Raw genomic sequence first — 18,814 nt, forward strand, 5'->3', positions numbered from 1 at the left:
GGGGGCGGCTGCTCGGGCCAGGCCCCCCATGACAATACGGCGGCGCCCCCGCCCGGAAGTGATCCGGACGGGGGCGCCGCAGGTGAGGCTGGTTACAGGCCGAGCTCGACCTCGAACTCGCCCGCCTCCAGGATCGCCTTGACCGTCGTCAGGTAACGGGCCGCGTCGGCGCCGTCCACCAGGCGGTGGTCGTAGGAGAGAGCCAGGTACGTCATGTCGCGGACGCCGATGACGGTGCCCTCGGCGGTCTCGATGACGGCCGGGCGCTTGACGGTCGCGCCGATGCCCAGGATGGCCGCCTGGTTCGGCGGGACGATGACCGTGTCGAACAGCGCACCGCGCGAACCGGTGTTGCTGATCGTGAAGGTCGCACCGGACAGCTCGTCCGGGCTGATCTTGCTGGAGCGGACCTTGCCCGCCAGCTCCGCGGTCTTCTTCGAGATGCCGGCGAGGTTGAGGTCGCCCGCGTCCTTGATGACCGGGGTCATCAGACCCTTCTCGGAGTCCACCGCGATACCGATGTTCTCGGTGTCGAAGTAGGTGATCGTCCCCTCGTCCTCGTTGATCCGGGCGTTGACGACCGGGTGGGCCTTCAGCGCCTGGGCAGCGGCCTTGACGAAGAACGGCATCGGGGACAGCTTGACGCCCTCACGGGCGGCGAAGCTCTCCTTGGCCTGGTTGCGCAGCTTCATCAGCTTGGTGATGTCCACCTCGACCACGGTGGTCAGCTGAGCCTGGCTGTGCAGGGCCTTCATCATGTTGTCGCCGATGACCTTGCGCATGCGGGTCATCTTGACGGTCTGGCCGCGCAGCGGAGAGGCCTCCAGCTTCGGCGCCTTGGCGGCGGCGGCCGGAGCGGCGGACGGCGCCGGGGCGGCGGCCCTGGCGGCCTCCGCGGCGGTGATGACGTCCTGCTTGCGGATGCGGCCACCGACGCCGGTGCCCTTGACCGAGCCCAGCTCGACGCCGTTCTCGGAGGCGAGCTTGCGGACCAGCGGGGTCACATAGGCGCTGTCGTCACCGGAGGTCGCGGCCGGAGCCGGGGCCGGGGTGACGGGGGCGGGCGCCGGGGAAGCGGCCGGTGCGGGCACCGGTGCCGGAGCCGCGGGTGCGGCGGCCGGTGCCGGGGCCTGCTGGGCGGGTGCCGGAGCGGGTGCGGCGGCGGGGGCCGGGGCGGCCGGGGCGGCCGGGGCGGCCGGAGCCGGTGCCGGTGCGGCGGCGGGTGCCGGGGCGGCCTGAGCGGGGGCCGCGGCCGGGGCCGCACCCTTCGCGCCGACGACGGCGAGACGGGCGCCGACCTCGGCGGTCTCGTCCTCGCCGACCAGGATCTCCAGCAGGGTGCCCGCCACGGGCGACGGGATCTCGGTGTCGACCTTGTCGGTCGAGACCTCCAGCAGCGGCTCGTCCTCGGCGACATCGTCGCCGACTTCCTTGAGCCAGCGGGTGACGGTGCCCTCGGTGACGCTCTCGCCGAGCGCCGGGAGGGTGACGTCGGTGCCCTCGGCGGAACCGCCGGCGGCGGGGGCCTCGGCAGCCGGAGCCTCGGCCGCGGGGGCCGGGGTCTCGGCGGCGGGCGCGGGGGCTTCGGCGGCGGGCGCCTCGGCGGCCGGTGCGGAGGCGGCAGCGGAGCCGCCCGTGCCGTCGTCGATGACGGCCAGCTCGGCGCCGACCTCGACGGTCTCGTCCTCGGCGACCTTGATGGAGGCCAGTACGCCGGCTGCCGGAGCCGGGATCTCGGTGTCGACCTTGTCGGTCGAGACCTCGAGCAGCGGCTCGTCGGCCTCGACGCGCTCGCCCTCGGCCTTGAGCCAGCGGGTGACGGTGCCCTCGGTGACGCTCTCGCCGAGCGCCGGCAGGGTTACGGAAACCGACATGGTTTCAGTTGCTCCTATCGGAAAGTGCGGAAGTGGTCGTCGCGGCCCTGGGACTGAGTGCCCGGAAGGGGCTACTAGTCGTGGGAGTGAAGCGGCTTGCCGGCCAGGGCCAGGTGGGCCTCGCCGAGCGCCTCGCTCTGGGTCGGGTGCGCGTGGATGAGCTGCGCGACCTCGGCCGGCAGAGCTTCCCAGTTGTAGATCAGCTGGGCTTCGCCGACCTGCTCGCCCATCCGGTCACCGACCATGTGGACACCGACGACGGCACCGTCCTTGACCTGGACGAGCTTGATCTCGCCCGCGGTCTTGAGGATCTTGCTACGGCCGTTGCCCGCGAGGCTGTACTTGAGTGCGACGACCTTGTCCGCGCCGTACACCTCCTTGGCCTTGGCCTCGGAGAGACCCACCGACGCGACCTCGGGGTGGCAGTACGTCACCTTCGGCACACCGTCGTAGTCGATCGGCACGGTCTTCAGGCCCGCCAGACGCTCCGCGACGAGGATGCCCTCGGCGAAGCCGACGTGCGCGAGCTGAAGGGTCGGGGCCAGGTCACCGACTGCCGAGATCGTCTCGACGTTGGTACGCATGTACTCGTCGACCAGGACATAGCCCCGGTCCATCGCGACGCCCTGCTCCTCGTAACCGAGGCCCTGCGAGACCGGTCCGCGGCCGATGGCCACGAGCAGAAGCTCGGCCTCGAACTCCTTGCCGTCGGCCAGCGTGACCTTGACACCCTTGTCGGTGTACTCGGCCTTGTCGAAGAAGGTACCCAGGTTGAACTTGATACCGCGCTTGCGGAACGCACGCTCCAGGAGCTTCGAGCTGTTCTCGTCCTCGACCGGCACCAGGTGCTTCAGACCCTCGACGACCGTCACGTCGGTGCCGAAGGACTTCCACGCCGAGGCGAACTCGACGCCGATGACGCCGCCGCCCAGGATGATCGCGGACTCCGGGACCCGGTCAAGGGTCAGCGCGTGGTCGGAGGAGATGATGCGGTTGCCGTCGATCTCCAGGCCGGGCAGCGACTTCGGTACGGAGCCGGTGGCCAGGAGGATGTGGCGGCCCTGGATGCGCTTGCCGTCCACATCGACGGAGGTGGGGGAGGAGAGACGCCCCTCGCCCTCGATGTAGGTCACCTTGCGGGAGGCGACCAGTCCCTGCAGGCCCTTGTAGAGGCCCGCGATCACGTCGTCCTTGTACTTGTGGACCCCGGCGATGTCGATGCCCTCGAAGGTGGCCTTGACACCGAACTGCTCGCTCTCGCGCGCCTGGTCGGCGATCTCGCCGGCGTGCAGCAGGGCCTTGGTGGGGATGCAGCCGTTGTGCAGGCAGGTACCACCGAGCTTGTTCTTCTCGATCAGGGCGACGTCGAGACCGAGCTGCGCCCCGCGCAGCGCCGCGGCGTAACCGCCGCTACCGCCGCCGAGAATCACTAGGTCGAAAACGGTGCTGGCGTCGTTCGCCACGTCACGTCCTCCATGCATGGTGCGCCGGCTCCGGTCTTCCCTGACCGGGCGGCGGCGGGTGTACGGCCGCTTTATTTCGGCCCTGTGGTGGGGGCCCTGTCCTGCCGAAGACCCATCTTCGCACTTGTCGGCCGCCGACGGGACGCCGGGCCGCAGTGTGGTACGTCCCATCCGCCGTCCGGGCCCCTCGCTCGGGCGTACACACGTACGGATTTCGTTCAGGGCGAACACCGGCAAAGACAGGGCAAAACCGTAAGGCCCCGGGCGGAGGCCCGGGGCCTTACGGGAGGTGACTGGCGCGGATCAGCCGAGGTCGCCGTCGGCGGTGAGCTCCGCGAGCCGCACCAGGGTGCGGATCGCCGAGCCGGTGCCGCCCTTGGGGGTGTAACCGAAGGGGCCCGCCTCGTTGAAGGCCGGGCCCGCGATGTCCAGGTGGGCCCAGGTGATGCCCTCGCCGACGAACTCCTTCAGGAACAGGCCGGCGACCAGGCCGCCGCCCATCCGCTCGCCCATGTTGGCGATGTCCGCGGTGGGGGAGTCCATGCCCTTGCGCAGGTCCGTGGGGAGCGGCATGGGCCAGGACGGCTCGCCGACCTCGTCCGCGATCTCGTGCAGCTCGGTACGGAAGGCGTCGTCGTTGGACATGATGCCGAAGGTCCGGTTGCCCAGCGCCAGCACCATCGCGCCGGTCAGCGTCGCCACGTCGACGATCGCGTCGGGCGTCTCCTCGGAGGCCTTCGCCAGCGCGTCGGCCAGCACCAGGCGGCCCTCGGCGTCGGTGTTGAGGACCTCGACGGTCTTGCCGCTGTACATCCGCAGGACGTCACCGGGGCGGGTGGCCGAGCCCGACGGCATGTTCTCGGCGAGGGCCAGCCAGCCGGTGACGTTGACCTGGAGGCCCAGGCGGGCGGCGGCGACGACGGCGGCGAACACGGCGGCCGCGCCGGCCATGTCGCACTTCATCGTCTCGTTGTGACCCGCCGGCTTGAGCGAGATGCCGCCCGAGTCGTAGGTGATGCCCTTGCCCACGAAGGCGAGTGACTTCTCGGCCTTGGAGTGCGTGTAGGAGAGCTTCACCAGGCGCGGCGGGGCCTCCGACCCGACACCGACACCGAGGATGCCTCCGTAGCCGCCCTTGGCGAGCGCCTTCTCGTCGAGTACCTGCACCTTGATGCCGTGCTGCTTGCCCGCCGCGGTGGCGGCAGCGGCGAAGGAGGCCGGGTTCAGCTCGTTCGGCGGGGTGTTGACCAGGTCGCGCGCGCGGTTGATCTCCTCGGCGACGGTCACGGCGCGCTCGACGGCGGCCTTGTGGGCCTTGTCGCGCGGCTTGGCACCGAGCAGGGTGGCCTCGCCGAGCGGGCCCTTGGCGTTCTTGGGGACGGCCTGGAAGGCGGTGAAGGCGTACGAGCCGAGCAGCGCGCCCTCGCCGATCGCCTGGACGTCCTCGGCGGTCGTGACGGGCAGGGCGAAGGCAGCCTTCTTCGCGCCGGCCAGCGCACGTGCGGCGACACCGGCCGCGCGGCGCAGCGCCTCCTCGGCGTACTCGCCTTCGGCGTCCGTCGTGTCCGGTACGGCGCCGAGCCCGACGGCCAGGACCAGCGGGGCCTTGAGGCCGGCGGGGGCGGGGACCTTGGTCGCCTCGCCCTCTCCGCCGGTGGCGCCGAGGGTCTCCAGAACGGCGGCGAGCTTCCCGCCGAACGCCTTGTCCACGGCTTCGGCGCCCTGCGCGACCACGGGGCCCTTGGCGCCCTGCGCCACGCCTACGACGACGGCGTCGGCGCGCAGCGTCGCGGCGCCGGCCGTGCTGAGAGTGAGAGCAGTCACGGTGGTGAAATCTCGCTTCCGTTGAGTTCTGTCGGTGGCCGATGGATGGGGCCGCCCCGCCGCAGAGCCTACGCTCGGTGACGGAAATCGCCCACGCGGGCTGCCGATTGGACGGACCGGTCCAGGTCCGCCCCCGGATACGTCCCGCCCGTGGCGGGCCGCTATCCGAACGTCAGCGCCACGAGGGCCGCCGTCGCTGCCGTCTCGGCCACCGCACCGAAGACGTCCCCTGTGACCCCTCCGAAGCGGCGCACGCAGTGCCGCAGCAGCAGTTGGGCGGCGCCGAGCGCGATCAGTACGGCCAGTGCCTGACGCAGCGCGCCGTACGGCCCGAGGAGCGCGCCCGCCGCCGCGCACACCGCCGTGACGCCGGCCGCCGCACCCAGTGCGGCCACCGCGGGTACGGTCCCGGCCACCGCGGCGCCCAGTCCGTCGGGGCGGGCGGCGGGAACACCCCGGCGGCAGGCGAGAGTCAGCGCCAGCCGGGCCGCCAGCGCGCAGACGACCGCCCCGGCCGCCCCGTCCGCCCAGCCCTCCGCGTACAGCCGGGCCAGCGCGGCGGCCTGGACGAGCAGGACGAGGACCAGTGTCACGACCCCGAACGGGCCGATGTCCGACTGCTTCATGACGCGCAGCGCGTCATCGGCCGGCTTGGCGCTGCCCAGCCCGTCGGCGACGTCCGCGAGTCCGTCCAGATGCAGACCGCGGGTGAGGGCCGCGGGTACGGCCACGCTCACCACGGCGGCGAGCAGCGGCCCCGGACCGAGCAGCAGCACCGGGGCGCCGAGCGCCGCCGCACACACCCCCACGACCAGGCCTGCCAGCGGAGCACAGAGCATGCCCGAGCGCGCCGCGCGCCGGTCCCAGCGCGTCACGCGGACCGGGAGGACCGTGAGCGTGCCGAAGGCGAAACGTATGCCGTCCATGGCGCGCAGGCTATCCGCTGCCGAGGACGGATAAGTTATGCATAACGCGCAAAAGGGAAGCAGGTGGCATGGGTCACTGGTGGGTGCGGAACATCGTGGAGCCGGGCAAACTCCCGCTGACGCTGGCGCTGTTCTCCTTCGTGCTGTCCTTCATGGTCGTGCGGTCCATCGCCCGGCTGATCCGGGCGGGCCGCGGACCGTTCAGGAACGTGACTCCGGGCGGCATGCACATCCATCACGTGGTGCCCGGCGTCATCCTGGTGGTCATCGGCGGCTTCGGCGCGGCGGCCAGCGGGAGGTACGGGGTGGGGGCCTCCGTCTGCGCGGTCATCTTCGGGACCGGGGCGGGCCTGGTCCTCGACGAGTTCGCGCTGCTCCTCCACCTGGCCGACGTGTACTGGAGCGAACAGGGCCGCAAGAGCGTCGAGATCGTGGTCCTCACCGCTGCCCTGGTGGCGCTGTTGCTGGGGGGCTTCCTGCCGTTCGGGGTGAACGAGCTGTCCGCCCGGGAGACGCATGACCGCGGGGTGTTCGCGGTGAACACCGGAGTGAACTTCGCCCTCGCGCTCATCGCGCTGAGCAAGGGCAAGCCCCGGACCGCCCTGATCGGCGGCGTGGTCCCGTTCGTCGCCCTGATCGGCGCCGTACGGCTGGCCCGGCCGGTGTCCCCGTGGGCCAAGAGGTTCTACCGCCACAGGCACCGGGCCCGCGCCAGGGCGATCCGGCGCGCCTACCGTCACGACAGACGCTGGGCGGGCCCCCGGCGGCGGCTGGAGGAATTCATCGGCGGAGCCCCCGACCAGGACCTGGCCGCGATCCCGGGACGCGACGAAGGGCCGCCCCCCTGACGCCGGTCCCGCCAGGCCGCCGCCGCGCACAGCGCCAGCGCCGCCAGGATCGCCGCCAGATGCTCCTTGCCCGCCAGGTTGTCCTTGAGGACGAGCTCCAGGACCATGCCGACGATCACCGCGCCCATCGTCCACCGGGCGCGCAGCCGCCAGCAGAGGAAGATGGCGAGACCGACGACGGCGGCCGACGGGCCGGTGTCGACGATCTGCGCGTCCGACGCCTTCACGCCGAGGACGCCGCCGGGTCCCAGCGCGATGGCCGCGCGGGCGTACAGCGTCCCGGCGAGCGTGGTGACGTACGAGATCACCAGCGTCCGCCACCAGCCGATGCAGATCTCCGCGATGCCGAACACCAGCAGAATCTGCAGCAGCGCGCCCCAGACCGGCAGATCCAGCGCCGGTACGAACAGCGAGAGCGGGGTACGCAGCAGGGCGAGCCACAGCGGGTCCATCGCCCGGACGAACCCGATGTCGCGCACCGGACCCAGCCCCCACGACTGGTTCTGCACGATCTGGAAGCCCGCCGTCAGGGCGACGGCGCCGAGCGTCAGCGGAGCGGCACGCCACTTCCTGGTGACGAGCGCCGTCCGGACCGCGGTGAACACCGGCCTCCACTCGCGCCGGGCCGCGGCGCGCAGAGCACCCCGGTTCACCGTCTGTTCCCGAGCGGCTTGCGGTGCAGCCACCCGGGGAGCCCCGGGGCCTCCAGGAAGCCTTCGGCGCGCGCCGAGGCGACAGCGATGCGCAGCAGGTCCGCGCTCTTCTCGAACAGCATGAAACGGGGCTCCCAGATCGGCCGGTACTTGGCGTTGGCGCGGTACAGCGACTCGATCTGCCACCACCGTGAGAAGAAGGTGAGGAACGAGCGCCAGAGCCTCAGTACGGGCCCGGCCCCGAGTTTCGAGCCACGTTCGAAGACCGACCTGAACATCGCGAAGTTCAGTGACACCTGAGTGATCCCGATCTCCCCGGCCCTCTGCAGGAGTTCGATGACCATGAACTCCATCAAGCCGTTCCCGGCATCCCGGTCGCGGCGCATCAGATCCAGTGAGAGGCCCCGGTGACCCCACGGTACGAAACTCAGTACGGCCCGTAACTCCCCTTCTCCATCCGTGCATTCGAGCATCACGCAGCGTCCGTCGGCCGGATCGCCGAGTCGCCCGAGAGCCATGGAGAAGCCCCGCTCGGTGGCTCCGTCACGCCAGTCGTCGGCCCGGTGCAGCAGGTGCTCCATCTCGGCGTCCGGGATCGCTTCGTGGCGCCGGACCCGGACCGTGTACCCGGCGCGCTTCACCCGGTTGTACGCCTGGCGCACGGTCCGCATGGCCCGCCCGTCCAGGGTGAACTCCGCGGTGTCCACGATCGCTTCGTCCCCGAACTCCAGCGCGTCGAGGCCGTGCCGTGCGTAGACGGTGCCGGCCTCCTCGCTCGCGCCCATCACCGCGGGCAGCCACCCGTGCTCGCGCGCCTCGGCCAGCCACGGCTCGATCGCTCCCGGCCACGCCTCCGGATCGCCGATCGGGTCACCGGAGGCGAGCGAGACCCCGCCCAGCACCCGGTAGGCGACCGCGGCCTTGCCCGTGGGGGACCAGACGACGCTCTTGTCCCGGCGCAGCGAGAAGTATCCGAGCGAGTCGCGTTCGCCGTGCCGCTCCAGGAGGGCGCGCAGCCGCTCCTCGTCGCCGGGGGTGATCGGGTCGACCGCGCGCCGGGAGCGGAAGGCGGCGAAGAGCACCGCGAGCAGCAGCAGGGTGGAGAGCACGTTGATGAAGACATCGACCCACGCGGGGGTCTCGATGCCCCGGATGCGCGAGTCGTCGGGGACCAGCGAGATCAGCCGCATCACGCCGTACCGCCAGCGGTCCGGATACGTCGAACGGTACGTGTCGTGCGCCGTGTTGGTGACGGTGACCAGCAGGGAGGAGAGCAACGACGAGACCAGCAGCCCGCCCACTGCGACGGCGGCGGCCAGCTTCGGGTTGGAGCGGTCACCCTTCGCGTAGTACTCACGCCTGCCGGCCAGCAGCGACAGCACGAAGGCCGCGGTCAGCCCCAGCGAGATCCAGTTCTGCGCGTACTGGCGGAAGTCCGCAAAGCACATGGCGAGCACGAGGACCAGCAGGAAGAGTCCGCCCATGACGAGGTTGAGCAGCCAGGCGGCCCGTTTGCGGCGGCGCATGGTGATCGCCAGGAACAGGGAGAAGGCGCCCGACGCGAAACCGGCGGTGAGCAGATAGGGCGTGAAGAAGTACTCGGTGTTGTGGCGGCGGAGATCCTGGCCCAGGGAGACCCACGCCGCGCCCAGCAGGTTGATGAACGTCACGGCGCGCAGATACCAGACGGCGAACGCCGCGCAGCGGCGCGACCGGACGGTGGTCAGGGGGCTGCCCCCGGCGGATGTGCGGACTTCTGCCATGAAACGCGATGATATGGGGCGTCGGGTGTCCCGCCGGGAAGTGCTGCGGCCGACGGCAGGCCGCCGGCCGCGGTGCTGCCCGCCACCGTCTCCCGCCGATGGTCCGGACGCCGTCGAAGTCGCGTCGTCCCCGGCCCGGTTCGGCCGTTTCCCGGCCGGATCCGAACGGTGGACCCGGGCGGGCACGGTGCAAGGACCCCTTAGGCGGGGGGCTCTTCGGCGGGCGGCTCCACGGCATGCGCCCCCAGCACGGGAGCCTGCGCGCCGGGCGCCGCGACGGCTCCGGCCGCTACACCGTCCGTACCCGTCGCGTCTTCGACGCCGTCGGTCGCCTCCGGTGCGAGTTCCGGCAGCTCGGCCGCGAGCGCTGCCGCGGCCTGGACGAGCGGCAGCGCCAGCAGTGCCCCCGTGCCCTCGCCGACCGTCACGCCCTGGTCGAGCAGCGGGGTGAGCGCCATCCGGTCCAGCGCCTTCGCCTGGGCCGGTTCCCCGCTGATCTGGCCGGCCAGCCAGGACTCGGGGGCGCGGAAGGCGGCCCGCTGGCCCACCAGCGCGCACGCCGCCGAGACCACCCCGTCGAGGATCACCGGCAGTTTCCGCACCGCGCACTGGAGCAGGAAGCCCGTCATCGCGGCCAGATCCGCGCCGCCGACCGCGGCGAGCAGCTCCAACTGGTCGCCCAGGACGGGGCGGGCCCGTCGGAGCGCGTCCCTGATCGCCGCGCACTTGCGCATCCAGACGAGATCGTCGATCGCCGCTCCGCCGCGACCGGTGACGACCGACGCGTCCGTGCCGCAGAGCGCGGCGATCAGCGTGGCGGCGGCCGTGGTGCCGCCCACGCTCAGATCGCCCAGTACGACCAGGCCGGTGCCGGAATCGGCCTCGTCGTCCGCGATGGCCATGCCGAGACGTACGGCCTGCTCGGCCTCTTCGGCGGTCAGGGCGTCCTCGATGTCGATCCGCCCCGAGCCGCGCCGCACCCGGTGCCGTACGACCTCGTCGGGCAGCAGCGCCGGATCGCAGTCGAGACCGGCGTCGATGATCCGTACCGGCGCACCGAACCGGCGGGCCAGCACCGCGACCGGGCTCTCCCCGTCGAGCACGGACCGTACGAGCAGGTGCGCGCTGCCGGCGGGACGCGCCGACACACCGAGTCCGGCGACCCCGTGGTCACCCGCGAAGAGCACCACGCGCACGTTGTCGACGGGCCTGACCGGAACGGCGGACTGTGCGGCCGAGAGCCACTCACCCAGTTCGTCGAGGCGGCCGAGTGCGCCGGGCGGGACAGCCAGCCGCTCCCGGCGTTCCTCGGCGTCGCGCCGTACGCCGCTGTCGGGGCGTTCGATCAGATCGGAGAAGTCGTCGAGATTCAGCGAGCTCATTCGCCGAACAGTACCGGCAGCTTTCCTGGCGAGATGTCCACGGACCACCGCGCGGCCCATACGTTCCACTGTGCGCCGGATTGTCGGGTGGTGCCGTCAGCCGCGCAGCACGACCGCCTGCCCGGCGACGGTCAGGAGGACGTGCTCGCACTCGGCGGCGAACGCCGCGTTCAGCCGGCCCAGTTCGTCGCGGAACCGCCGGCCGGACGCGGTCGCGGGCACCACACCGGACCCCACCTCGTTGCTGACGGCGACGACGATGCGCCCGGTGGCCCGGACCGCTGCGACCAGCTCGCTCACCCGCGCGTGCAGTGCGGCCTCGCCACCGTCCGCCCACCGGTCGTCGTCCCAGGCGCCCACCCGGTCCATCGCGTCGGTCAGCCACAGCGACAGGCAGTCGATCAGCAGCGGCGGCCCGTCATCCGCGAGCAGCGGCAGCAGCTCGCAGGTCTCGTCGGTCCGCCAGGAGGCGGGCCTGCGCTCGCGGTGCAACCGTACCCGGGACCCCCACTCGGTGTCTCCTTCCCGGGAGCCGCCCGTCGCCACGTACACCACACCGGGGAAGCTCTCCAGGCGCCGCTCGGCCTCCACCGACTTCCCCGAGCGCGCCCCGCCGAGCACGAGGGTGCGGCGCGGCAGGTCGGGCACCGCGTGGTACTCGCCGACGATCAGTGTCGTCCCGTCGGGCACCGCCCGCGCGCCCGCCGCGGCCAGCCGTCTGACCAGCTCGGGGCCCGGCGGCACCTCGTGGCCGATGTGGACGGCGAGCACATCGGTGGTGGCGCCGACGGCCCCGGTCGCCCGCAGCCTGGCCAGGGCGTCCGGCCGCCCGACGGCGTCGGCGGCCACCATCTCGTACGGGGCCGAGCCGTCGCCCTCCGCCAGCCCGGCCGGTGAGGCGCCGGGCGGCAGGTACAGGAGCCGCTCGCCCTCCGGCGACGTCACCTCGTACCCGGTGCCGGGGGAGTCCATCGGCACCGCCCGCACCCGGTGCCCGCTGATCAGCGTCAGCACACGTCCGTCGGCCACCCGGCCTGCCGGCGGCAGCCCGGCCGGCAGTTCCACCGGGGGCCCGCCGTGCGGATGGGTGAGCAGCACCTGGCGCACACCGGCCAGCGAATGCCCGGCGCGAGCGGCGGCCAGCGCGGCTCCCGGAGTGAGGTCGAGCAGCAGTACGCCGTCGACGAGCAGAGCGGTCGCCGCCCGCGCCCGGTCGCCCCGGGCGGCCGCACAGGCGGCGCAGGGACAGTCCGGAAGGGGAAGCCCGTCGGGGGCGCCGGTGCCGAGGAGAGTGAGTTCCACAGGAAGATCCTCCCGCGCCGCCGCTCGCGGTGCGCGCCCGGCTACGCTGCCAGCAGGCTGTGACCCGCCGGGGCGACCCGCGCGGGGCCGCGGCCGGCCGAAGACAGCGTGGCATCCAGGAGGCGGACATGGCATGGACGTGGCGGTTCGAGAAGTCCGACGGTACGGAGACCGAGCCGGCGGTGGCGCCCGATGAGTTCACCACGCAGGGGGACGCGGAGTCCTGGGTCGGCGAGGTGTGGAAGGAGCTCGCCGAGGGGGGCGCCGACCAGGTGACGCTCTTCGAGGACGCGACCAAGATCTACGGCCCGATGAGCCTGCACCCGCAGGAGACGGCGGGCGGGGCCGCGGACGGCTCGGCCGACGGGGCCGACGGGACGGATTCGGCCGGTCCGGCCTGAGGCACCTTCCGGCAGCGGTGCGGGGCGGGGCCCGCCGGCCCCGCCCCGCACCGCTGCCGAGTACCTGCCCGGCTCCTCCTACATCGTGCCGAGCGTGACCTCGGCCGTCTTCGCGCTGCTGCCGCGTTCGTAGCCGACCTTGACTTTCTGGCCCGGCTTGCGCGACGCCAGCGCCTCGGAGAGCTCCGTCAGCGATTTGACCGGGGTGGCGGCCACCCGGGTGACGATGTCCCCGGTCCGCAGTCCGGCGGCGGTCGCCGCGCCGCCCTTCGTGAGGGAGACGACCGCGACGCCCGCGGGCCGGAACCCGGCCCCGACGACGGTGCGCCCGGTGATCCCCAGGGCGGCCCGGCCCGAGTTGGTGACCTTGCCGTCCTTGATGATCTGGTCCGCGATGTTGGTCACCATGGTCGAGGGGATGGCGAAGCCGATACCGGGTGCGGCGCCGCTGCCTAGCTGCGGGTCGGTCGCCGCCAGGGTGGGGATGCCGATGACCTTCCCGTCCAGGCCGACCAGTGCGCCGCCGCTGTTGCCGGGGTTGATCGCGGCCGAGGTCTGCACCATGTTCCCGATGGTGGCCCCGGTACCACCGCCGGAGCTGCCCTCGCTGACGGTGCGCCCGGTGGCGGAGACGATCCCCTGGGTGACGCTGCTGGAGAGTCCGAGAGGCGAACCCAGCGCCAGCACGATCCGGCCCATGTCGATCTTGGCCGACTGGCTGAAGGAAGCGGCCTTCAGCCCCGAAGGCACCTTGTCGAGCTTGATGACCGCCAGGTCCTGCGCGGGGTACGCGGCGACCAGCCGGGCGTGCAGCTGGCTGCCGCCGGTGGCCGATGTGACCTTGAACTGCTTGGCCTTGCCGACCACATGGGCGTTGGTGACGATGTCGCCCTTGCTGTCGTAGACGATCCCCGAGCCGAGTTCGCTGCCCGACTCGATCTGGACGACCGACGGCAGCACGTTCTTGATCACCTGCTCGTAGTTGCTCTGCAGGGCGTCCCCGCCGGTGGCCGCGGCGGTCGTGCCGGAGTCGGGCGCGGGTGAGGAGGACGGGCCGGAGCGGGCGGCCGGGGTGGACGATGAAACGGAACCTGAGCAGCCGCCGACCAGGGCGACGGCACAGACCCCTGCGGTCAGCGGCAGCAGCAGCCGGTGAGCACTGCAACGGACACGGCCACGGGTACGCGAGGAATCCATGCCCGTAGTGTCGCTTTTGCCGTACGGGGTCTGCCTGCGGTGCGCCGCCGATCAGGGGAAGACGTCCGGGCGGCGGCACCGGCAGGAAACCGGGGCGGGCGCCGGTGCGGACGGCGGGGCTTCAGCCCCGTACACCGCAGAGGTGCAGCAGGGCCGCCACGCTCTTGTACGGTTCCGTGCGTCCGGCGCGGTCCTCGGCCGCCAGCAGCCGGTCCAGCTCATGGGCGGACGGCAGCTCCTGGTCGTTGCCCACGTTGTCCGTGAACACCCGCACCCCGTACCAGGCATGCAGTGGCGCGGCGATCCCGGCCAGGGTCGCGGTCAGGGCCTCGAGCCGGTCGGCGCGCACGGTCAGACCCAGCCGGTTGGTGTAGGTGCCGCTGTCGAAGGAGGCCAGCGCGCCAGGCCAGTCACCGGACATCCCCGGCCGCATGGCCAGTGCGTCGGCGTTCCGCACCAGCAGCGAGAGCAGTCCTCCGGGTGCCAGCATCCGGGCCAGCCCGGCCAGCATCGCGTCCGGCTCCTCGACGTACATCAGCACGCCGTGGCAGAGCACCACGTCGAAACTGCCGGGCAGGAAGTGCGCACCGGTCTCCCGGCCGTCTCCGTCCAGCAGCCGCATCCGCTCGCGGATGCCCTCGGGCTCGGTGGCCAGCGCGTCCCGGGCGACCTTCAGCATCGCCGGGTCGGACTCCAGGCCGGTCACCGTGTGGCCCGCGCGGGCCAGGCGCAGGGCCTGGGTGCCCTGGCCCGTGCCGACGTCGAGGATGCGCAGCCGCTGACCCACCGGGAACCGCGCCGCGAGCTGCTCGTCGAGCTGACGGGCGACGAGCTCCTGGCGGACGGTGTTGCGCAGACCTCCGAGGCCCTTCAGCCATGCGGCCGAAGCGCCCCGGAAACCCGATACGCCCGTGCTCAGGGCCGCTCTCCGCGCTTGACCTGCGGCTTCGGAAGGCGCATCCGGCGCATCTGGAGCGTGCGCATCAGGCCGTACGCCAGGGCGCCGCGCTTGGGCTCGTTCGGGAAGCGCTCGTTCATCTGCTTCCTCATCCGGAACCAGATGCCCGCCGAGTCGATGATGATCAGCACGATCACAATGAGCCAGAGCAGCAGGGCGATGCTCTGCACGCCCGGCAGCTGGATGACGCTCAGTACCAGGATGACCACGGCGAGCGGCAGGAAGAACTCGGCGAGACACCAGCGCGAGTCCACGTAATCCCGCGCGAAGCGGCGGACAGGGCCCTTGTCCCGGGCCGGCAGATAGCGCTCGTCGCCGCTGGCGAGAGCCGCACGCTGCTTCGCCATGTCCGTGCGGCGGGCCTCGCGCTGACGCTTGGAGGCCTCCTTGCGGTCGGTCGTGGGAGTGACCGCGCGGCGTCGCTGGGACTGCGCATCATTCCGCTTGGGGGTGGGGCGACCCTTGGGAGCCTGCGGGTCGCGGGGCTGCTTGGAGAGGTCCGGCGTCACCTTGGAGGTGCGGACCTTCTCTTCATTGGCGCGGCTTCGGAACACAAAACCCAAGGGTACGGGGTGCTGTGCGGGGCACCAGGACCGAGGGGGAACGATCCCGCAACGGTCTGCGCGGCACGCAGTTCGCGGTGGAGCCCGCCCCCGGCCGCCCGCAGGGCCCCCTGCGGGCGGCCGGGCCCTGTTTTCCGCCACCGTTTCTCCCGGTTCCCCCGGATTCCCGCGTGTTCTCCCGGAGGTGCCCCTACTCCCTGCGCGGGAGCGGATCGGGCACAGGTCGTCCTGGAGGAGGAGCGCATCCGCTCCCGAACAGTGCGGTAATGGATGCAGGCCCCGTAGTGTGGGTTCAAGTGCTGGAGCTGAAGTCCGTCAGAAGGGGGCGCGCGAAGCCCATGAGCGGTGTCATGAAGCGTATGGGAATGATCTTCCGCGCGAAGGCCAACAAGGCCCTGGACCGGGCCGAGGATCCGCGCGAGACCCTCGATTACTCGTACCAGAAGCAGCTCGAACTGCTCCAGAAGGTACGCCGCGGGGTCGCCGACGTGGCCACCTCGCGCAAGCGTCTCGAACTGCAGCTGAACCAGCTGCAGGGGCAGTCCTCCAAGCTGGAGGACCAGGGGCGCAAGGCCCTCGCGCTGGGCCGTGAGGACCTGGCCCGGGAGGCGCTGTCGCGCCGTGCCGCACTGCAGCAGCAGGTCACGGACCTGGAGACGCAGCACCAGACGCTGCAGGGCGAGGAGGAGAAGCTCACTCTCGCTGCCCAGCGTCTGCAGGCCAAGGTCGACGCCTTCCGTACGAAGAAGGAGACCATCAAGGCCACCTACACGGCGGCCCAGGCGCAGACCCGGATCGCCGAGTCCTTCTCGGGGATCTCCGAGGAGATGGGCGACGTCGGCCAGGCCATCGCACGGGCCGAGGACAAGACCGCCCAGCTGCAGGCCAGGGCGGGCGCGATCGACGAGCTGCTCGCTTCGGGCGCCCTGGACGACCAGTCCGGCATGGGCAAGGACGACATCTCCGCCGAGCTGGACCGGATCTCCGGTGGTACGGATGTGGAGCTGGAACTGCAGCGCATGAAGGCCGAGCTGGCAGGCGGGTCGTCCTCGTCCCAGCAGGCCATCGAAGGCAGTGAGCCGCAGGACAAGCCCCATCCGAATCTGGACAAGCAGTAGGGACGCGTCATGATCGTACGGATCATGGGTGAAGGCCAGATGGAGCTGGCCGACAGCCACCTCACCGAGCTCAACAAGCTGGACGACGATCTGCTCGTCCAGGTGCAGGGCGGCGACGAAGCAGGCTTCCGTCGCACACTCCACGCCCTGCTCGACAAGGTCCGGGAGCTCGGCACGCCGCTCCCCGACGACTCCCTGGCCCCGTCGGAGCTGATCCTGCCGCCCGCCGACGCGACGCTGGCCGACGTCAGGGAGATGCTCAACGACGACGGTCTGATCCCGGGCTGAGCCGCTTCCCGGCCCGGTCGGACCTGCCGGGCGGGATCACGCCCTGTGCCCCGCCCCGCCCTGTTCCTCCTCCGCGAGGACGGCGCAGGGCGGGGCGCCGTGCTGTCCACGGGGTTCCCCCCGCGGCAGGCGGGTGGGACGGGCCGGCCGGACCACGCCGCGGCACGCCGTACCGTTGCTGGACGTGACCTCCCCGTCAAAAGCAGGCACCCGCTACGTCCGGGCCGGCGACTGGCTCCGCGCCCACCCGGTGGCGCTCGACGCCGTCCTGGCTCTCGGCGTGCTCGTCTGCATGACCATCGGTTCGTTCGCCGACACCGGCGGGCCGGACGGCCCGACCTTCGGCACCAGGAGCCCCGAGTTCCGCAGCGTCGTTCTGATGGTCGTGGGGGCCGCGGCCCTGGTGCTGCGCCGCCGCAGCCCGATGCCGGTGCTCGCGGTGACCGGTGCGGTCACCATGGTCGAACTGGTCGCGGGCGAGCCGCCGGCCCCGGTGGCGATGAGTGCGGTCATCGCGCTCTACACGGTCGCGTCACGCACCGACCGCCCCACCACCTGGCGGGTCGGGCTGCTCACCATGGCTGTGCTGACGGCGTCGGCGATGTGTTTCAGCCGGACCCCCTGGTACTCCCAGGAGAACCTCGGGATCTTCGCCTGGACCGGAATGGCATCGGCCGCGGGCGACGCCGTACGCAGCCGCCGCGCTTTCGTCGACGCCATCAGGGAGCGCGCGGAACGGGCGGAGCGCACCCGCGACGAGGAGGCCAGGCGCCGGGTCGCCGAGGAACGGCTGCGGATCGCCCGTGACCTCCACGACGTGGTCGCCCACCACATCGCCCTGGTCAACGTCCAGGCCGGGGTCGCGGCCCACGTCATGGACAAACGCCCCGACCAGGCCAAGGAGGCGCTCGCACACGTGCGGGAGGCCAGCCGGTCCGCGCTCAACGAACTGCGCGCCACCGTCGGCCTGCTGCGCCAGTCCGGCGACCCCGAAGCGCCCACCGAACCGGCCCCGGGCCTCGCCGTGCTCGACGAACTGGTCGACACCTTCCGTAACGCGGGGCTCCCGGTCGAGGTGGCCTGCGGCCACGAGGGGGCCGGTATGCCCGCCGCCGTCGACCTGGCCGCGTACCGGATCATCCAGGAGGCGCTGACCAACGTGCGCAAGCACGCGGGGCCCGGCGCGAGGGCGGAGGTCAGCGTCGTACGGGTGGGGCCGGCCGTGGAGGTCACCGTCCTCGACAACGGCGCGGGCGCGGACGGTGCACTCGGTCCGGAAGGCTCCGGGCACGGCACCCGTGCGGACGGCGGGGGCCACGGTCTGATCGGCATGCGCGAACGCGCCGTGGCACTGCGGGGCTCCTGCTCGGCGGGGCCCCGCTACGGCGGTGGCTTCCGGGTACAGGCGATACTGCCGGTCACGGCCGGAGCGGGGGAGGACGTATGACGATCAGGGTGTTGCTCGCCGACGACCAGACGCTGCTGCGCAGCGCCTTCCGGGTGCTCGTGGACTCGGAACCGGACATGGAGGTGGTCGGGGAGGCGGCGGACGGCGCGCAGGCGGTGGCACTCGCCCGGTCGGAATCCGCCGATGTCGTCCTGATGGACATCCGGATGCCCGGCACTGACGGACTCGCCGCCACCCGCATGATCAGCGAGGACCCCGAACTGGCCGCGGTACGCGTGGTGATGCTCACGACGTTCGAGGTGGACGAGTACGTGATCCAGTCCCTGCGGGCCGGCGCGTCCGGGTTCCTCGGGAAGGGCGCCGAGCCGGAGGAGCTGCTCAGCGCGATCCGTATCGCGGCGGCGGGGGAGGCCCTGCTCTCCCCGGTGGCCACCAAGGGGCTCATCGCGCGATTCCTTGCCCAGGGCGGGAGTTCGGACGGATCGGACCCCGAGGCGTACGCGGGACGGCTGGCAGCGCTCACCGTCCGCGAACGCGAGGTCCTCGTCCAAGTCGGCGGCGGCCACTCCAACGACGAGATCGCGGAGCGGCTGGCCGTCAGCCCGCTCACGGTCAAGACGCACGTGAACCGCGCGATGGCGAAGCTCGGCGCCCGCGACCGGGCCCAATTGGTGGTAATCGCCTACGAATCGGGCCTGGTCCACCCAAGGGCGTAGCGGCGGCCTACTCCAGCTGCGGTATGCGCTGGATAAGTAAGGCACCTGGGAGCGACGAATCCGGCCTGCCGGATGACTGAAGGTAGGGGTGGGCCACAGATGCCCCCTCATCCCTTCGGCTCCACCTGCC

General features: G+C 72.0%; 17 protein-coding genes. 6 read left to right on the forward strand and 11 right to left on the reverse strand.

What is annotated here, in order from left to right:
- Positions 1-92 precede the first annotated feature (92 nt).
- The 4 genes from sucB to OG584_RS26120 all read right to left on the reverse strand — a co-directional run bounded on the left by sucB (position 93) and on the right by OG584_RS26120 (position 6,087).
- Positions 93-1,874 (reverse strand): 2-oxoglutarate dehydrogenase, E2 component, dihydrolipoamide succinyltransferase, encoded by a 1,782-nt coding sequence (sucB, locus tag OG584_RS26105; protein ID WP_405781370.1) that lies wholly within the window; start codon positions 1,872-1,874, stop codon positions 93-95.
- A gap of 74 nt (positions 1,875-1,948) precedes the next feature.
- A complete protein-coding gene (lpdA, locus tag OG584_RS26110; protein ID WP_405781371.1) occupies positions 1,949-3,337 on the reverse strand; it encodes a dihydrolipoyl dehydrogenase in 1,389 nt (462 codons plus the stop codon).
- 303 nt (positions 3,338-3,640) lie between these two features.
- Complete coding sequence (locus OG584_RS26115; RefSeq protein WP_405781372.1) at positions 3,641-5,161, reverse strand: leucyl aminopeptidase; 1,521 nt, start codon at positions 5,159-5,161, stop codon at positions 3,641-3,643.
- A 161-nt stretch (positions 5,162-5,322) separates the two neighbouring features.
- Positions 5,323-6,087 (reverse strand): adenosylcobinamide-GDP ribazoletransferase, encoded by a 765-nt coding sequence (locus OG584_RS26120; RefSeq protein WP_405781373.1) that lies wholly within the window; start codon positions 6,085-6,087, stop codon positions 5,323-5,325.
- A 68-nt stretch (positions 6,088-6,155) separates the two neighbouring features.
- Between OG584_RS26120 and OG584_RS26125 the strand changes: the two genes are divergently transcribed.
- Positions 6,156-6,935: a hypothetical protein gene (locus OG584_RS26125; protein WP_405781375.1), complete on the forward strand. Its 780-nt coding sequence runs from the start codon at positions 6,156-6,158 to the stop codon at positions 6,933-6,935.
- Here OG584_RS26125 and OG584_RS26130 read toward each other — a convergent pair.
- The 4 genes from OG584_RS26130 to OG584_RS26145 form a co-directional block, all read right to left on the reverse strand.
- Positions 6,824-7,588, reverse strand: a complete 765-nt coding sequence (locus OG584_RS26130; protein ID WP_405781377.1) for a hypothetical protein — start codon at positions 7,586-7,588, stop codon at positions 6,824-6,826. The genes OG584_RS26125 and OG584_RS26130 overlap by 112 nt on opposite strands.
- The gene (locus OG584_RS26135; RefSeq protein WP_405781379.1) at positions 7,585-9,351 is read right to left on the reverse strand and encodes a phosphatidylglycerol lysyltransferase domain-containing protein; all 1,767 of its coding nucleotides are present in this window, start codon (positions 9,349-9,351) and stop codon (positions 7,585-7,587) included. Before OG584_RS26135 ends, OG584_RS26130 begins: the two co-directional genes overlap by 4 nt.
- Positions 9,352-9,551: 200 nt before the next feature.
- On the reverse strand, positions 9,552-10,724 hold the full coding sequence (gene cobT, locus OG584_RS26140) for a nicotinate-nucleotide--dimethylbenzimidazole phosphoribosyltransferase (RefSeq protein WP_405784292.1): 1,173 nt from the start codon (positions 10,722-10,724) through the stop codon (positions 9,552-9,554).
- Positions 10,725-10,829: 105 nt separating this feature from the next.
- Complete coding sequence (locus tag OG584_RS26145; RefSeq protein WP_405781381.1) at positions 10,830-12,035, reverse strand: bifunctional adenosylcobinamide kinase/adenosylcobinamide-phosphate guanylyltransferase; 1,206 nt, start codon at positions 12,033-12,035, stop codon at positions 10,830-10,832.
- 128 nt (positions 12,036-12,163) lie between these two features.
- Between OG584_RS26145 and OG584_RS26150 the strand changes: the two genes are divergently transcribed.
- Positions 12,164-12,436, forward strand: a complete 273-nt coding sequence (locus OG584_RS26150) for a hypothetical protein (RefSeq protein ID WP_405781383.1) — start codon at positions 12,164-12,166, stop codon at positions 12,434-12,436.
- A 78-nt stretch (positions 12,437-12,514) separates the two neighbouring features.
- Here the strand turns inward: OG584_RS26150 and OG584_RS26155 are convergent, their stop codons facing one another.
- From OG584_RS26155 to OG584_RS26165, 3 genes are all read right to left on the reverse strand, one after another.
- Positions 12,515-13,633: a S1C family serine protease gene (locus OG584_RS26155; RefSeq protein WP_405781385.1), complete on the reverse strand. Its 1,119-nt coding sequence runs from the start codon at positions 13,631-13,633 to the stop codon at positions 12,515-12,517.
- 121 nt (positions 13,634-13,754) lie between these two features.
- Entirely contained in the window at positions 13,755-14,489 is a 735-nt protein-coding gene (locus OG584_RS26160; protein WP_405784294.1) for a class I SAM-dependent methyltransferase, read from the reverse strand.
- Between the two features lie 59 nt (positions 14,490-14,548).
- The gene (locus tag OG584_RS26165; RefSeq protein WP_405781387.1) at positions 14,549-15,145 is read right to left on the reverse strand and encodes a DUF3043 domain-containing protein; all 597 of its coding nucleotides are present in this window, start codon (positions 15,143-15,145) and stop codon (positions 14,549-14,551) included.
- 347 nt (positions 15,146-15,492) lie between these two features.
- On the opposite strand from OG584_RS26165, the gene OG584_RS26170 reads away from it, so the two are divergent.
- The 4 genes from OG584_RS26170 (at position 15,493) to OG584_RS26185 (ending at position 18,684) form a co-directional block, all read left to right on the forward strand.
- Positions 15,493-16,272: a PspA/IM30 family protein gene (locus OG584_RS26170; protein ID WP_405781388.1), complete on the forward strand. Its 780-nt coding sequence runs from the start codon at positions 15,493-15,495 to the stop codon at positions 16,270-16,272.
- A gap of 9 nt (positions 16,273-16,281) precedes the next feature.
- Complete coding sequence (locus OG584_RS26175; protein ID WP_405781390.1) at positions 16,282-16,560, forward strand: hypothetical protein; 279 nt, start codon at positions 16,282-16,284, stop codon at positions 16,558-16,560.
- 175 nt (positions 16,561-16,735) lie between these two features.
- Complete coding sequence (locus OG584_RS26180; protein ID WP_405781391.1) at positions 16,736-18,007, forward strand: sensor histidine kinase; 1,272 nt, start codon at positions 16,736-16,738, stop codon at positions 18,005-18,007.
- Complete coding sequence (locus tag OG584_RS26185; protein ID WP_405781393.1) at positions 18,004-18,684, forward strand: response regulator; 681 nt, start codon at positions 18,004-18,006, stop codon at positions 18,682-18,684. The genes OG584_RS26180 and OG584_RS26185 overlap by 4 nt, the downstream gene beginning before the upstream one ends.
- Positions 18,685-18,814 lie beyond the last annotated feature (130 nt).

Source organism: Streptomyces sp. NBC_00859 (genome assembly GCF_045161865.1).
Lineage (GTDB): Bacteria > Actinomycetota > Actinomycetes > Streptomycetales > Streptomycetaceae > Streptomyces.